The sequence below is a fragment of the Streptomyces sp. NPDC053542 genome (assembly GCF_044544685.1).
Taxonomy (GTDB): domain Bacteria; phylum Actinomycetota; class Actinomycetes; order Streptomycetales; family Streptomycetaceae; genus Streptomyces.
Window position 1 is genome coordinate 209699 of sequence record NZ_JBITXL010000001.1, and the last position, 15710, is coordinate 225408.

A 15710-nucleotide genomic window follows, 5' to 3' on the forward strand; every position below is an offset into this window, starting at 1 on the left:
AGCGGACGACATGGCCTTCGCGATCACCCAGACCTGTTGCACCGACGCCACCTGTGTGGCCGTTTGCCCGGTCAACTGCATTCATCCCACGCCCGATGAGCGGGCCTTCGGCAGTACGGAGATGCTGTACGTCGACCCGAAGGCGTGCATCGACTGCGGCGCCTGCGCCGACGCCTGCCCGGTGGACGCCATCTTCCCGGTCGAGAGCCTGACCGGCGGACAGCGGGAGTACGCCGACATCAACGCGGCCTACTTCGAGCAGTCGGGGCAGGCGGAGCAGTCAGAACAGTCGGAGGTGACGTCGCGGGCGGAGACGCACACGGAGGCACAGGCGGAGACGCCGGCCGCATCGGATGCAGCCGGCCACGGCCCCAACTTCCACGCCTGGGGCAAGCCGACCTTCGAACGCATCCTGCCCGCGGACTTCCAGCCGCTCCGAGTGGCGATAGTCGGCACCGGGCCGGCCGGCATGTACGCCGCCGAGGACCTGCTGCTGCACACCCGGAGCGAGGTGACGCTCGTCGACCGGCTGCCGGTCGCCGGCGGGCTCGTGCGGTACGGAGTGGCGCCTGATCACCCGGCGACCAAGAAGATGGGCGACGCCTTCGCCCGTTTCTACACTCATCCGCGCGTGCGCATGCACCTCGGCCTCGAGGTGGGCGGGAACGTCACGGCGGAGGAACTCGCCGCACACCATGACGCGGTGATCTACGCCGTGGGCGCCGCCACGGACCGGCGGCTCGGCATACCCGGCGAGGACCGGACCGGCAGCGTCTCCGCGACCACCTTCGTGGCCTGGTACAACGCGCACCCGGAGGTCGCACCGGACGCCGTCGACCTCTCGGCCGAGCGGGTGGTCGTGGTCGGCAACGGCAATGTCGCCCTCGATGTCGCCCGGATCCTGGTCTCCGACCCCGAAACACTGGCCGGGACGGAGATCGCCGGCCATGCGCTGGAGGAGTTGCGCCGCAGCAAGGTGCGCGAGGTGCTACTGCTGGGCCGCCGCGGTCCGGAACACGCGGCGTACACCAGGTCCGAGCTGCTCGCCCTGAAGCACCTCCCCGAGGTGGACCTGCTCGTGGACGACCACGACCCACGGATCGGTACGGCGATCGACGCCGCCGGGCCGGTGGAGAAGGCGCGGGTACTGCAGGACGTGGCACGGGAGGCCGTCGACTGGTCCGCGCCCGCGGGGGCGACTGGAGGGCGGCGCCGCATCGTGTTCCGCTTCCACTCCACTCCCGTGGAAGTGTGCGGGGACGAAGGCATCCGCGCGGTGCGCGTTGCCGGCGGCGCCGGTGAGCTGGAGATCCCGGCCGGCCTGGCACTGCGGGCGATCGGCTACCGCGGCGTGCCCCTGGCGGGGCTGCCGTTCGACGAGGCCACCGGGACCGTGCCGCACGAGCGCGGCCGGGTGACCGACAGGCCGGGGACGTACGTCGTGGGCTGGATCAAGCGCGGGCCCTCGGGCGGCATCGGCGCGAACCGTACGTGCGCGGCCGAGACGGTCGGCACACTGCTGGCCGACGCGGTGGCGGGCGCACTGCCCACGCCGACCGGCGGACAGAAGGCATTCCACCGCCTCGCGCGGCGCCGACGCCGCCGCTGAGGCGGCATGGGACGATCATGGCCGGTCATGGCCGGTCATTCGGCCCCAAAGTTTTCTTGTTCAACTTATTGACCGACTTGGGCCACGGCCATAACTTTCGGTGCGTCAATACGCCTAGTGCGTTCGGTAGTTGAAGCCGCGTTGACGCATGCGCTGAAAGGGCCGCCCATGCTCACCACTCGTTTGCGCCGCGCGTGTACCGCCCTGCTGGCGGGCGCGCTGCTGGCGCTCACCGCGCCACAGGCAAATGCCACCACAAACGCCACCACAACACCGCCACCGGACACCACCGTGCGTACCCAGCAGGGCTGGGTACGCGGCGAGGCCACCGCGGCCGGGCGTCAGTTCCTCGGTATTCCGTACGCCGCGCCGCCCGTCGGTGCGCTGCGCTGGCGGGCCCCGCAGCCCGTGGCTCCCTGGGCCGGTGTACGGGACGCCACCGCCTTCGGCCACCGTTGTGTTCAGTCCGCCGGCTGGGACCCCGGCTATGAGAAGCCGACCCATACGGAGGACTGCCTCAACCTCAATGTGTACAGCCCCACCGCCGCCCGTCCCGGCCGGAAGCTCCCGGTCATGGTGTGGCTGCACGGTGGCGGGCTCACCGGCGGTGCGGGGGCCGATGTCGTGCCCGACGAATTCGCCGCCAAGGGGTCCATCGTCGCCGTCACCCTCAACTACCGCCTCGGCGCGATGGGTTTCCTCGCCACACCGGGGCTGGACGAGGAGGCCGGGGACCGCACCTCCGGCAACTTCGGCATGCAGGACCAGCAGGCGGCCCTGCGCTGGGTGCGGGCCAACATCGCGCGGTTCGGCGGCGATCCGGACCAGGTGACCATCGCGGGCGAGTCGGCCGGCGGCCGCTCCGTCTGCACCCATCTCGCCTCGCCCACCGCACGCGGCCTGTTCCACCGCGCGATCATCCAGAGCGGCGCCTACGGCGACTGCGGTGCGCGGACGCGCCGTGCCGCCGACGCCGACGGCACGTCCTTCGCCGCTTCCGTCGGCTGCAAGGACCCCGCGACGGCCCTCGCCTGCCTCCGCCGCACGCCCGCGAAGGACATTCTCGCTGCTCAGGCGGGCCACGACTGGGGGCCGGTGGCGGGCGGTTCCTTCCTTCCCGAACAGCCCGCCAGCGCCTTCGCGAGCGGCCGCTACGCGAAAGTACCGGTGATCAACGGCGCGAACAGCGACGAAGGCACCCTCTTCGCCTTCGGCAGTTACGACGCCCAGGGCACACCGCTCACCGCCGAGCAGTACCCGCAGGCCCTGCGCACGTCGTACGGCGCGGAAACCGGTGAGAAGGCCCTCGCCCGCTATCCGCTCGCCGACTACCCGACGCCCACGCTCGCCTACGCCGCCACCGTCGGCGACCAGCTGATGGCCTGCCCGGCGCTGCGCCTGGACGCCCGCCTCGGCGCGCGCACCCCGGTGTACGCGTACGAGTTCGCCGACCGGACCTCGCCGCCCTTCGAGTCGCTGCGCAACCTCGGCACCGACTTTCCCTTCGGCGCGACCCATGTCAACGAAGTGCAGTACCTCTTCCGGCACTTCGGCCACGATGCTCCGCTCAACGCCGAACAGCGCGTACTGGCACGGCAGATGACCGCCTACTGGACGTCCTTCATCCGCACCGGCACCCCGCATGTCACCGGCCAGCCCGACCTTCCCGACCAGCGCACCGAGCCGGGACGCGCCCTCTCGCTGCGCACCGCGTCGGCGGGCGGCAACGCGGTGACCTCCACCCTCCACACCGACCACCTGTGTGACCTCTGGGACGCGAGCTGAGGACTCAGCGGTGTGCAGCGCTACTTGCGTTTGGAGGCGCCCGGGTCGAGGGGCGGCGCTGACACACCGCAGTGGTACGCGCACGGGGTGCGTTCCGGGGTGCGGGAGCGCACCGTGAACCAGGCGAGGGCCGCGCCGGCGATCAAGAGTGCCGCGCAGAGGAGGAGGGAGCGCCGGTAGGCGGCGGCGAACGCGGGGGCCGAGAGGTACGTTTCCGGGCCCATGCCGGCCAGCAGGGGCAGGGCCGCCACGGCCAGCAGGCCGGCGGCGCGTGCCGCGGTGTTGTTGACGCCGCTGGCCAGCCCGGCACGGGTGACGTCGACGGAGGCCAGGACGGTGGCGGTGAGCGGCGCGACCAGGAGGGCCATGCCGCAGCCCAGTACGGTCACGGCGGGCAGCACCTCGGCGAAGTAGGAGGCGTGGGTGCCGGCCCGGGTCATCAGCAGCATCCCCGCAGCGCACAGGAGTGGGCCGAGGACCAGGGGGATGCGCGGGCCGATGTGCCGGGCCAGTTCGCCGGAGCGGGCCGAGAGCAGCAGCATCAGCACGGTGGTGGGGAGCAGCGCGGTGCCGGCGGCGAGTGCCGAGTAGCCCGCGGCCACTTGCAGGTACAGCACGGTGAGGAAGAAGAAGCCGCTGAAGGCCGCGTAGACGCAGAGGGTCACCGCGTTGACCGCGGTGAACTGCCGCAGTGTGAAGAGCCAGGGCGGCAGCATGGGGTCGGGGTGGTGCCGCTCGACCCGGAGGAAGGCCACCGCGAGCAGCACGCCGGCGAGCGCGGTGAGCAGCACGTCGGGTGCCGCGCCCCGGCCGGGCGCGGCGATCAGGGCGTAGGTCACCGCGCCGAGCGCCAGCGCGCCCAGGGCGGCGCCCAGCACGTCGAAGCTGCCGTGCGTGGCGGGGTCGCGGGTCTCGGGCACGTGGCGCGCGGCGATCGGTACGCAGGCCACCGCCAGCGGCACGTTCAGGAAGAACACCCAGCGCCAGCCGGGGCCGTCCACCAGCCAGCCGCCGAGGAAGGGGCCGACCGCGGTGGCCACGCCGCCCAGGCCGGACCACGCGCCGACCGCGCGGGACCGATCGTCGGGATGGAAGACGGCCTGGATGAGGGCGAGCGAGCCGGGGGTGAGCAGGGCGCCGCCGACGCCTTGGAGGGCCCGCGCCGCGAGGAGTACCGGGGCGTTGGGAGCCAGGCCGCACAGCAGGGAGGCGCCGGCGAACCACACCATGCCGATGAGGAAGATCCGGCGCCGGCCGTAGCGGTCGCCGAGGGAGCCGCCGAGCAGGAGCAGGGCTGCCAGGGTGAGCAGGTAGGCGTTGACGGTCCACTGCAGGACGGACAGCGGAGTGTGCAGGTCGGTGCCGATACGGGGCAGGGCGACATTGACGACCGTACTGTCGAGCATCGCCATGCCCGAGCCCAGTACTGCCGTGAGCAGGACCCAGCGGCCCTGGGCTGTGGACATCCGTACAGTGCCGGGTGCAGCGAGGTTGCTCATAAGGTGAGCATGCACCCTCTACCGCACGGAACCACCCGAACAGCCGGGACAACGCTGAACGCGTCGCACAACCGTGCATGAATACCCGTATGCCATCGTTCTCCCAGAGGCGGCCGACGGGCCGGCGGCGTCTCGCGGCCGCCGCGGCCCTGGCCGGCGTGCTGCCGGCCGCGGGCTGTGGCGGGCCGGCCGCGCACGAGGGCCGCGACGACCGCACCGCATCTCCCCCGGCATCCCGCACCGCGGCGGAACGCGCGCTCCCCGGGATGCCGCCGGTCCTGAACCCGCGCGACCTGTACGCAGCGGACCGGCCGAACAAGCTGTCCCCGGTGGTCAGGGACTTCCCGTCGCGGGTGTACGTACCCAACACCGAGTCGGACACCGTCAGCGTGATCGACCCGAAGACGTACAAGGTGACCCGGACGATCCGCGTGGGGCGGCAGCCGCAGCACGTGGTGCCCTCGTGGGACCTGAAGACCCTGTGGGTCAACAACGACCTCGGCAACAGCCTGACCGCCCTGGACCCCGCCACCGGGAAGAAGGGCCGCACGGTCGACACGCACGACCCGTACAACCTCTACTTCACGCCGAACGGCAAGTACGCGGTGGTCATGGCCTCCAAGGACCGTCAGGTGGTCTTCCGGGACCCGCGGACGCTGAGGGTCCGCAAGGCCCTCTCCGTGGACTGCGCCGGGGTCAATCACGCGGATTTCTCACCCGACGGCCGGTACTTCATCGTCTCCTGCGAGTTCTCCGGTGAACTCCTCAAGGTCGACACGGCGCGGATGGCGGTCACCGCCAAGCAGCGCCTGCCCCGGAAGGGCGCGATGCCGCAGGACGTGAAGATCTCCCCGGACGGCAGGACCTGGTATGTGGCGGACATGATGTCCGACGGCGTGTGGGTGCTCGACGGGGACCGGTTCACCGAGCCCAGGCTGCTGCATACGGGTGAGGGCACCCACGGCCTGTACGTGAGCCGGGACTCCCGGACGATGTACATCTCGAACCGGGAGGAGGGCTCGATCTCCCTGCTGGACTTCCGCAGTGGCCGGCTCGTCGGGAAGTGGCACATCCGCGGTGGCGGCAGTCCGGACATGGGCGGGCTGTCGGCCGATGGCAAGGTGCTGTGGCTCTCGGGACGCTATGACGCCGAGGTGTACGCCATCGACACCAGGAACGGGCGCACGCTGGCCAAGATTCCGGTGGGCCGCGGGCCGCACGGCCTCGCCGTCTATCCGCAGCCGGGCCGCTACTCGCTCGGACACACGGGCATTTTCCGGTGATCACCGGCCATCATCGGCCATCCCTCTCATAATTTGCATCCAATATTCGCATTTGGCTAGGCTTCCGGCATGCGCCTGACGAAGTCCACCGATCTCGCGCTGCGGACGTTGATGTTCCTGGCCGTACGCGATACCGCGTCGACCGCCCGTGACGTCGCGCAGGCGATGCGGGTGCCGCATTCACATCTGGCCAAGGTGGCCGCGCGGATGCAGCACCTCGGTGTCGTCGAAGGCCGCCGGGGACGGGGCGGCGGGCTCGCGCTCACCGCCGCGGGGCGGACGGCGTCGGTCGGCCGGCTGGTCAGAGAACTGGAGGGGGTCGGCGATGTGGTCGACTGCGAGGGTGATCCACCCTGCCCCCTCGCCGGGGCCTGCCGGCTGCGCAGAGCACTGCGCGAGGCCCAGGAGGCGTTCTACGCCACGCTGGACCCACTGACCGTGGAGGACCTCACGGCCTCACCGACCGGTCCGGTACTCCTCACGCTGTCGAGTCCCTGAACCACCACACCGCCAGCGGCACCCTCTCTCGCTTTTAAATACGCATCTAAGATTCAGATTCGGAGCCCCGTCATGCTCGCGCCCGCTTCGGCTGCCACCATCCGCGCCACCCTGCCCGCCGTCGGCGCGGCCATCGGAGACATCACCGAGCGGTTCTACGACCGGCTCTTCACCGCCCACCCCGAGCTGCTGCGGGACCTGTTCAACCGCGGCAACCAGGCGGCCGGGACCCAGCGGCAGGCCCTCGCGGGCGCCATCGCCGCCTTCGCCACCGCCCTCGTGGAACACCCCGAACAGCGCCCGGACGCCATGCTGGAGCGCATCGCGCACAAGCACGCCTCCCTCGGCGTCACCCCCGGCCAGTACGAGGTCGTGCACACCCACCTCTTCGCCGCCATCGTCGAGGTGCTCGGTGACGCGGTCACCGAAGAGGTCGCCGCCGCGTGGGACGAGGTCTACTGGCTCCTCGCGAACGCCCTCATCGCCATCGAGACCCGGCTGTACGCGCAGCACGGCGTGCTGATGGGCGACACCTGGCGGCCCTGGGTCGTCGCGGAGCGCACCCAGGAGACCGCTGACGTCGTCACCTTCCGCCTCCGCCCGGCCGACGGCGGCCCGCTGCCGACCGCTCGCGCCGGCCAGTACGTCTCGGTGCGCGTCCCGCTCGAGGACGGCGCCCGCCAGATCCGTCAGTACAGCCTTTCCGGCGCCCCCGGCAAGGAGACCCGCACCATCACCGTCAAGCGCGACGGCGAGGTCTCGGCCCACCTCCACGACCACGTGCGCGAGGGCGACCGGCTCGATGTGTCCGCGCCCTACGGCGACCTCGTGCTGCCGGACACCCGGACGCCGCTGCTCCTCGCGTCCGCCGGGATCGGCGTCACCCCGATGCTGGCCATGCTCGACCACCTCGCGGAGAGCGAGTACCACGCTCCCGTGACCGTCGTGCACGGCGACCGCTCCCCCGCCGACCACGCCCTGCGCACCGAGCAGCGCGCGCTGTCCGGCAAGCTGCCGGACAGCGCGGTGCACTTCTGGTACGAGAACACCGAGGACGCCGAGCAGGGCGACCGGTCCGGGCTGGTGGATCTCGGTGACGTGGCCCTGCCGGACGGGGTGCAGGCTTACCTGTGCGGTCCGCTGCCCTTCATGCGGGCCGTGCGCACCCAGCTCCTGGAGCGCGGCGTGCCCGCCTCGGCGATCCACTACGAGGTGTTCGGCCCCGACATGTGGCTGGCGACCGCCTGAGCCACCCCTGAGTCGTCACTCGAAAGCGGCCGCCGCCTCTCGCAGGGTGTTCGCCACTGCCTCCGGTGCGTCGGGTCCCGGCGCGCCGGGGCGGTAGGTCACCGAGTGCAGCCTGCCGTCGTACCGGAAGGCGCGATGGCGCTCGTACAGCGGCCAGGAGACCGGCGATTTGCGGTCGATGCCGACGCTGATGCCCTGGAAGGGCGCCATGCCGATGAGCTGGTGCACGCTGCCCAACGCCGGCCGCTCCGTGCCGTCCACGGTGAGGGTGAAGTGCCAGCGCAGGCCCTGCTCCGCGCTGGCGGTGAGCAGGATGTCGCGGGTGCCGGGCGGTAGCGGCCCGGCGTCCGTCTCGTGCAGCCGGCCGTACTCGTTGTACGCGAAGTGCAGCCGGCCGTCCTCGACGTAGAGGCTGTAGCCGCCGCCCTGGTCACCGTGCGAGACGAGAACGCCCTGGTCACCGTGGGCGTACGACGCCAGGCGGACGGCGATCTCGAAGGAGCGGAAGGCGATCAGCCGGGAGGAGCGGTAGCGCTCCAGCTCGGGGGTGCCGGGCAGCAGCCGCAGCTCGCGGGTGTAGCGCTCGTCGGCGGGGTGCCGGTGGGCGAGCGCGCCGCTGCCGTCGGGGAGCGGGAAGACACCGTTGCGCCAGGCGGCCTGCTCCCACGCGGCCGCCAACTCCTTCACCATGTCCGGGCGTTGGTCGGCCAGGTCGTGGATCTCGGTGGGATCGGTGCGCAAGTCGTACAAGGCCCACTCGGCGTCGTCGTACGGGGTGCCGGGGCGGTGCAGGGTGACGAGTTTGTGGCCGTCGCGGTAGTAGCTGCGGTTCCCGGTCATCTCGCAGTACTGCTCGCGGTGGGTGGAGCCGGCGGCCGGGTCGGCGAGGACCGGGGCGAAGCTCGCTCCGTCCACCTCCTGCAAGGGCACCCCGCGGCGCTCGTCCGGGCGCGGGGTCCCGGCGAGTTCGAGGAGCGTGGGGGCGATGTCGGTGACGTACTGGTACTGGGTGCGCAGCCCTTGTGCGAGGCGGCCGTCGCGGACGCCGCGCGGCCAGGACAGCACGAACGGCACGCGCACCCCGCCCGCGTAGGTGTGTCCCTTGTACAGGCGGAAGGGTGTGTTGGAGGCCATCCCCCAGCCGCGCGGGTAGTGCACGAGGCTGCGCGGGCCGCCGATGAGGTCCGGGTCGCGGTCGACGTCGGGTTCCCAGTCGCCGGGCAGCCGCGGGTGGTGCACGAAGCGGCTGAAGTAGGAGCGGGTGCCCTCCGCGCCGCCCTCGCCGGTGCCGCCGTTGTCGGAGGTGAAGACGATGACGGTGTTGTCGAGTTCGCCGAGGGCTTCGAGGGTGGCGGTGAGGCGGCCGAGATTCTGGTCGATGTTGTCGACCATCGCCGCGTACACCTCCATGTAACGGGCGTAGCGGCGCTGTTGGTCCGCCGTGAGGGAGTCCCAGGCGGGTACGTCGAGTCCGGCCTCGCTGTTGCGGTCGGGCAGGGCGGTGCCGGGCGGGAAGAGGCCGGCGGCGATCTGGGCGGCGAAGCGCTGGTCGCGCAGTGCGTCCCAGCCCGCGTCGTAGCGACCGCGGTGGCGGGCGATGTCCTCCTCCTTGGCCTGGAGGGGGCCGTGCACGGCGTTGTGGGCGAGGTAGAGGAAGAAGGGCTTGTCCGGGTCGTGGGCGCGCAGGCCCTTGATCATGGCGAGGGCCTGGTCGGTGATGTCGTCGGTGTAGTAGTAGCCCTCGGGCAGCTCGTCGATGTCGAGGGGGCTGTTGTCACGGACGAGCTGGTGCGGGTGGAAGAGGCTGGTCAGGCCCTCCAGGACACCGTAATAGCGGTCGAATCCCTTCTGCAGCGGCCAGTTGGCGCGGTCGTCGGCGGTGTTGGAGGCCGAGTCGCGTACGAGGTGCCACTTGCCGACGGCGTAGGTGGCGTAGCCCTGGTCGTGCAGGAGTTCCGCGAGGGTGGGGACGTCCTCCGCGATGGTCATGCCGTAACCGGGGAAGCCGGGGTCGGAGTTGGCCACGTGGGCGTAGCCGACGCGGTGCGGGTTGAGGCCGGTGAGGAGGGCGGCGCGGGCCGGGGAGCAGAGCGGCATGGTGTGGTAGTTGGAGAGCCGTACGCCCTGGCCCGCGAGGTGGTCCAGAGTGGGCGTGGGGATCTCCGAGCCGAAGGGGCCGATGTCGCTGTAGCCCATGTCGTCCACGAGGACGACGACGATGTTGGGGGCTCCCGCGGGAGCGGTACGACGTGCGGGCCAGGCGGGCTCGGACGCGGCGAAGGTGCGGGCGACGCGGCCGGGGAAGCCGTCGTAGGGGTCACGGCGGGTGGTCACGGTGCGGGTCTCCTAGGAAGCGGCGGGGTGCAGGCGGGCGAGCTCTTCGCGCGGTGCGACGGGTATGGGCTCCGGGGCCGCCGCGAGCAGCGCCCGGGTGTAGGGGTCGCGCGGGTTCTCGCAGACCTCGTCGGCGCTGCCGGTCTCCACGATCCGCCCGTTGTGCATCACGGCGATGCGGTGGCTGACCTGCCGGACCACCGCGAGGTCGTGGGCGATGAAGACCAGCGCGAGCCCGAGGTCGCGCTGCAGGTCGCCGAGGAGGTTGACGATTTGCGCCTGTACGGACACATCGAGCGCGGAGACGGGTTCGTCGCAGATCAGCACGGTGGGTTCGGGGGCCAGGGCGCGGGCGATGCCGATGCGCTGCCGCTGGCCGCCGGAGAAGGCGCGCGGGTGCCGGGCGGCCGCTGACGGGTCGAGACCGACCTGCCGGAGCAGCTCGGCGACCCGCGCTTCCCGCGCCCGGCGGTCGCCGAGACCGAGGGAGATCAGCGGCTCGGCCACGATCTGACCCACCGTCATGCGCGGGTTGAGGGAGGCGTACGGGTCCTGGAACACCATCTGGACGGCGCGCCGCACCTCCCGCAGCTCCGTGCGCGACGGCCGGGTGATGTCCTGGCCGTGCAGCCGCAGCGTGCCGCCGTCCGAGGGGTGTGCGTGGGCGAGGACCCTGGCCAGGGTCGACTTCCCCGAGCCGGACTCGCCGACGATGCCGAGGGTCTCCCCCGCCGCGAGGGTGAGCGACACCCCGTCCAGTGCGGTGAAGCCCTTCGTGCGCCCGGTGAGGCCACGGCCTCGGTACACCTTGCGGAGGTTCTCGGCGGCCAGCACGGTGCCGCCGGGCGCCGGCCGGTCGATGCGTTCAGGGGTCGCGGGGCCGGGCAGCGGTTCCGTACGCGCGGCAGCCGGCGGGCAGGCGGCGCGCACCCCGTCGTCAAGGGTGACGAGCCGGGGCCGGGCGGTGCGGCAGCCGTCCTCGGCGAAGGCGCACCGCTCCGCGAAGGCGCAGCCCTCCGCGGGCATTGCGGGGTCGGGCGGGCTGCCGGGGATGCCGGTCAGCCGGGTGCCCGAGGGCGCGGAGAGCCGCGGTACGGCGGCGAGCAGCCCGGCGGTGTAGGGGTGGCGCGGCCGGGTGAGCACCCGGTCGGTGGGGCCGTCCTCGACGACGGAGCCGCCGTACATCACCAGGACGCGTGCGCAGGTGCGGGCCACCACGCCCATGTTGTGGGAGATGAGGACGAGTGCGGTGCCGGTGCGTTGGTTGAGCTCGGTGAGCAGGTTCAGGATCTGGTCCTGGACGGTGGCGTCGAGGGCCGTGGTGGGTTCGTCGGCGATCAGTACGTCCGGTTCGCCGGCGAGGGCCATGGCAATGAGGATGCGCTGGCGCTGGCCGCCGGAGAACCGGTGCGGGTGGTCGTCGAGGCGCCGCTCGGGGTCGGGGATGCCGACCAGGCCGAGGAGTTCGGCGGCGCGGGCGCGGCGCGCTGCGCGGTCGCCGTAGCCATGGGCGCGGAGTACCTCGTCGAGGTGTCTGCCCGCGGTGAGCACCGGGTTCAGGGAGGTCATCGGGTCCTGGAAGATCATCCCGATGCGGGCGCCGCGTACGGTACGGAGCCGGCGTTCCTCGGCCGCCACCAGGTCCTCGCCGTCGAGGAGGACGGAGCCGCCGGTGACCCGTCCGGTACCGGGCAGCATCCGGGCCACCGCGAACGCGGTCGTGGACTTGCCGGAGCCGGACTCACCGACGATGGCCAGGGTCTCGCCGCGCCGCAGTGTGAACGAGACGTCGCGCACGGCTCGTACGGGGCGGCCGTCGGGCCCGGCGAACTCGACGGACAGATCGCGTACTTCGAGCAGTTCGGCGTCTTTCCGCTCGGCCCTCTCACTGGCCGGAGCGCTGGTATGGGTGGTGGTCATCGGCGTATCTCCCGGTTCAGGGCATCGGCCACCAGCGAGAGACCGAGGACGAGCGCGGTCACCGCGAGCAGCGGCCCCGCGGCGAACTGCGGAGCGTCGGCGAGGTAGGGCATGGACTGGTTCAGCACGCTGCCGAGGGTGGGTTCCGGGGGCCGGACACCGACGCCGAGGAAGCTCATCGCGCCTTCCAGGAACACCGCGACGGTGAGCGAGAGGGCGAGCTGCACCACGAGCGGGTCGGCGGCGTTGGGCAGGATGTGGCGGACGAGTGACCAGGAGCCGGAGGTGCCGCCGACGCGCGCGGCGACGACGTACTCGCGTTCCCGCTGGACGAGGATGCCGCCGCGCAGCTGCCGGCCGAAGACGGGGATCTCGGCGAGGGCGATCACCAGGATGACGGGCAGCCGTCCGGGGCCGAGCACGGCCGTGACGGCGAGCGCCAGGATCAGCCCGGGGAAGGCGAGGATCAGGTCGAAGACGCGGTTTACTGCTGTGTCGGCGACCGGGTGGGCGGCCGCCAGCAGTGCGAAGAGGCAGCCGAGCAGGGCGCCGAGCGGTACGGCCACCGCGATGACACCGAGGTCGGTGCGGATGCCGTACAGCACCCGGCTGAGCAGGTCGCGGCCGAGGTCGTCGGTGCCGAGCGGATGCCCTGCGGTGCCGGGCGTGGCGAGGCCCAGGCCGCTCTGCGCGGTGGGGTCGTGGCCGCTCAGCAGGGGTGCGAGGAGTCCGCCGAGGACGATCAGTGCGACGAGGGCGAGGCCGGTGAGGCCGCGCGGGGTGCGCAGCGCCGCCAGGTACGGGTGGCGGCGGGCCGGTGTCCTGCGGGTGGCAGGTGCGGTGCTCGGGGTGGCATCGGCGGTCGGTGTGGTGGTGGTCATGGCGGTCACTCCCACCTGATCCGGGGATCGAGCCAGGCGTAGACGAGGTCGGTGAGCAGCTGGACGAGGACGAAGACGGTGACCAGGAGGAGGAGCAGGTCCTGGACGACCGGGTAGTCGCGGCGGACGAGGCCCTGTTCGGCGAGCTGGCCGAGCCCCGGCCAGGCGAAGATGGCCTCCACCAGGACGGCGCCGCCCAGGAGTTGGCCGATCTGCATGCCGAGGACGGTGACGACCGGCGGCAGTGCGTTGGGCAGGGCGTGCCGCCACAGGAGCCTGCGCGGCGGGACGCCGGCCGCGGTGGCGGTGCGGACGTATTCCTCGCCGAGGGTCCGCTCGATGCCGTCCTTGAGGTAACGGCCGAGGACGGCGGCGCTGGGCAGGGCGAGGCACAGCGACGGCAGCAGCAGGTACTGCACGGAGAGGTCGGGCGCTTCGAGCAGTGGCACCCGCCCGCCGGAAGGCAGGACGCGGACGAGCACCGAGAAGACGAGGACGAGCAGGACTCCGGTGACGAACGGCGGCACGGCCAGCGCACCGGTGGTGACGGTGCGGACGGCGGTACGGATCCAACGGCTGCGTGACGTCGCGCCGAGTACACCGAAGGCGGTACCGAGGAGGACGGTGCACAGCAGGGCGCCCAGGGTCAGTTCGACGGTGGCGCCCAGCCCGCCGGTGATGAGGTCGGCGGTGTCGCCGCCGATCACGTACGAGGGGCCGAGGTCGCCGCTGACCAGGCCGCCGATCCAGGAGCCGTATTGGGCGAGCAGGGGCTCGTTCAGCCCCAGCCGCTCGCGGATGGCGGCCACGGTGGCGGTGTCGGCGTCCGGCCCGGCGAGGGCGCTCGCGGGGTCGCCGGGGACCAGCCGCAGGATGCCGAAGATCAGGAAGGAGGCGAGCACGAGGACGAGGAGAGCGGACGGCAGCCGCTTGAGGAGGTAGCTGCGCATGATCACACCAGGTAGGCGTCGTCGAGGTTGAGGTACATGAATTTGTTGAGCGTGACGCCGTGCAGTTTGCTGCTGGCGACCTGCACACTCCCCTGGACGACGAGGTCGATGATGAACGCCTCGTCGAGCAGGACGTCGGAGACGTGCTGTGCCAGGGCGTGCTGCCGCGCGGTGCCGGCTCCAAAGGCCGTCCATGCCTCCCGTACCACCTTCGTGTAGTGCTCCGAGCGGTACTTCGAGGTGTTCTTGGCCTCGTTGAAGGGGTACGCGCTGACGGCGAGGGTGGCGGGCCGCACCTGCGCGAAGCCGTGGTCCATGGTCCACAGGGCCGGCATGTCCTGCGAGATGAGCTTCTTCTGCGCGGTGGCCGGGTCGGTGGGCTGCAGTGTGACGCGGACGCCCGCCTGCTGGAGGTCGTACTGGACGGCCTCGGCGATGGCGGTGGATTCGGGCGAGTTGAGGTGGAGCAGGGGCGCGGTGAGCCTGCTGTGGCCCGTCGACTTCAGCAGCCGGCGCGCCTTCGCGGGATCGTAGGTGTAGTGGGTGCGGTTGGCCTCGGTGTAGGCCGGGGACGACTTGGGCCAGGGTGCCGCGGAGGCCAGGCCGTAGCCGCCGAGGGACTGTTTCAGGATCCGGTCGCGGTCCACCGACCAGGCCAGCGCCTGGCGGACGGTCTTGTCGTCGAAGGGTGCGATGGTGGTGTTGACGCCGAGATAGCTGGCGCCGGCGCCGGTGTCGTACGTGGTGACCACCAGGTCGGGGTTGTCCCTGACCGTGCGGATGCTCTTGCCGGGCACCTGGTAGGACAGGTGGGACTGGCCGGAGCGGAGGGACGAGATCAGGGCCTCGGCCTGCGGTATGACGCGCAGTTCCACCGCGTCGAGGTAGGGACGCCCGGGCTTGAAGTACCTGTCGTTGCGGGTCAGGCTCAGGGTGGAGCCGGGGCTCCACTTCTTCAGCCGGAAGGGCCCGGTGCCGTTGAGCGTCTTGCCGGTGACGGCCTGCTCGACGGTGTACCGATCCGGGATGATCATGAACTCGAAGAGGTCGAAGAGGTTGGTCACCGGATGGGCCAGCTTCAGCACCAGCTCGTGGTCACCGCGCTTCTCGAAATCGGTGATGGCTGCCGCCGTCGCTCTCAACTGGGCCGCGCGCTGCGGGTCCTGGAGGTTGCGGACCGCGAAGACGACGTCGTCGGCGGTGAACCGGCGGCCGTCGTGGTACGTCACATCGTCCCTGAGCTTCAGGGTGATGCTGCGGCCGTCCTTCGCGTACGTCCACGACGTGGCGAGTTCGGGATGCGGCCGCAGTGCGTCGTCGTACCGGGTGAGGGTGTTGAACAGCAGCCGGTTCTGGAGTGGTTGGGAACTCTGGGAGAACAGCAGGCTCGGGGTGAAGTCGCTGTTGATGGCCACGCTGAGGGTGCCGCCCCGGCGGGGGCCGTTGTTGTCGTCGGCCCGGTAGCTCGAAGCGGACACCGCCGAACGGCAGCCGGTCAGCCCCAGTCCGAGCAGCAGGGCGCCGGCGCCGGTGGCACGCAGGGTGGCGCGCCGGGAGGGATGGGAGTACGGAAAAGGGGATGGCTCGGTCATGGGGCCTGCCTGGAATTCATTGCCGCCGGAACTCACACACGGCGGCTGAGGGACACGCAACGGCCTGGCGCCCGCGTGCAAGCAGGCGGGGCGGCCTCAAGGCGTGGTGCG

General features: G+C 71.6%; 11 protein-coding genes. 5 read left to right on the forward strand and 6 right to left on the reverse strand.

The window, feature by feature from the left end; translation table 11 throughout:
• Window positions 1-10 precede the first annotated feature (10 nt).
• Together ACIGXO_RS00940 and ACIGXO_RS00945 are read left to right on the forward strand one after the other, a co-directional pair.
• Window positions 11-1609, forward strand: coding sequence for an FAD-dependent oxidoreductase (locus ACIGXO_RS00940; protein WP_399778675.1), 1599 nt, complete (start codon window positions 11-13; stop codon window positions 1607-1609).
• Window positions 1610-1777: 168 nt separating this feature from the next.
• Window positions 1778-3394, forward strand: a complete 1617-nt coding sequence (locus ACIGXO_RS00945; protein ID WP_399778677.1) for a carboxylesterase/lipase family protein — start codon at window positions 1778-1780, stop codon at window positions 3392-3394.
• A gap of 20 nt (window positions 3395-3414) precedes the next feature.
• On the opposite strand, the gene ACIGXO_RS00950 is transcribed toward ACIGXO_RS00945, so the two are convergent.
• Window positions 3415-4893 carry an MFS transporter gene (locus tag ACIGXO_RS00950; protein WP_399778678.1) on the reverse strand — a complete coding sequence of 493 codons (1479 nt, stop codon included), beginning with the start codon at window positions 4891-4893 and terminating at the stop codon, window positions 3415-3417.
• Window positions 4894-4982: 89 nt separating this feature from the next.
• Here ACIGXO_RS00950 and ACIGXO_RS00955 point away from each other — a divergent pair, with 89 nt between their 5' ends.
• The 3 genes from ACIGXO_RS00955 (at window position 4983) to ACIGXO_RS00965 (ending at window position 7922) form a co-directional block, all read left to right on the forward strand.
• Window positions 4983-6176 (forward strand): YncE family protein, encoded by a 1194-nt coding sequence (locus tag ACIGXO_RS00955; protein ID WP_399778680.1) that lies wholly within the window; start codon window positions 4983-4985, stop codon window positions 6174-6176.
• Window positions 6177-6245: 69 nt separating this feature from the next.
• Window positions 6246-6674, forward strand: coding sequence for an RrF2 family transcriptional regulator (locus ACIGXO_RS00960; protein WP_399778682.1), 429 nt, complete (start codon window positions 6246-6248; stop codon window positions 6672-6674).
• Between the two features lie 72 nt (window positions 6675-6746).
• Window positions 6747-7922, forward strand: a complete 1176-nt coding sequence (locus ACIGXO_RS00965; RefSeq protein ID WP_399778684.1) for a globin domain-containing protein — start codon at window positions 6747-6749, stop codon at window positions 7920-7922.
• Window positions 7923-7937: 15 nt separating this feature from the next.
• On the opposite strand, the gene ACIGXO_RS00970 is transcribed toward ACIGXO_RS00965, so the two are convergent.
• Genes ACIGXO_RS00970 through ACIGXO_RS00990 form a run of 5 tightly spaced genes read right to left on the reverse strand, consistent with a single transcriptional unit; the run spans window position 7938 to window position 15599 of the window.
• Complete coding sequence (locus tag ACIGXO_RS00970; protein ID WP_399778685.1) at window positions 7938-10256, reverse strand: arylsulfatase; 2319 nt, start codon at window positions 10254-10256, stop codon at window positions 7938-7940.
• A 12-nt stretch (window positions 10257-10268) separates the two neighbouring features.
• A complete protein-coding gene (locus ACIGXO_RS00975; RefSeq protein ID WP_399778687.1) occupies window positions 10269-12176 on the reverse strand; it encodes a dipeptide ABC transporter ATP-binding protein in 1908 nt (635 codons plus the stop codon).
• A complete protein-coding gene (locus ACIGXO_RS00980; RefSeq protein WP_399778689.1) occupies window positions 12173-13057 on the reverse strand; it encodes an ABC transporter permease in 885 nt (294 codons plus the stop codon). The genes ACIGXO_RS00975 and ACIGXO_RS00980 overlap by 4 nt, the downstream gene beginning before the upstream one ends.
• A gap of 5 nt (window positions 13058-13062) precedes the next feature.
• Complete coding sequence (locus tag ACIGXO_RS00985) at window positions 13063-14007, reverse strand: ABC transporter permease (protein WP_399778691.1); 945 nt, start codon at window positions 14005-14007, stop codon at window positions 13063-13065.
• A gap of 2 nt (window positions 14008-14009) precedes the next feature.
• Window positions 14010-15599 (reverse strand): ABC transporter substrate-binding protein, encoded by a 1590-nt coding sequence (locus tag ACIGXO_RS00990; RefSeq protein ID WP_399778693.1) that lies wholly within the window; start codon window positions 15597-15599, stop codon window positions 14010-14012.
• Between the last annotated feature and the right edge of the window lie 111 nt (window positions 15600-15710).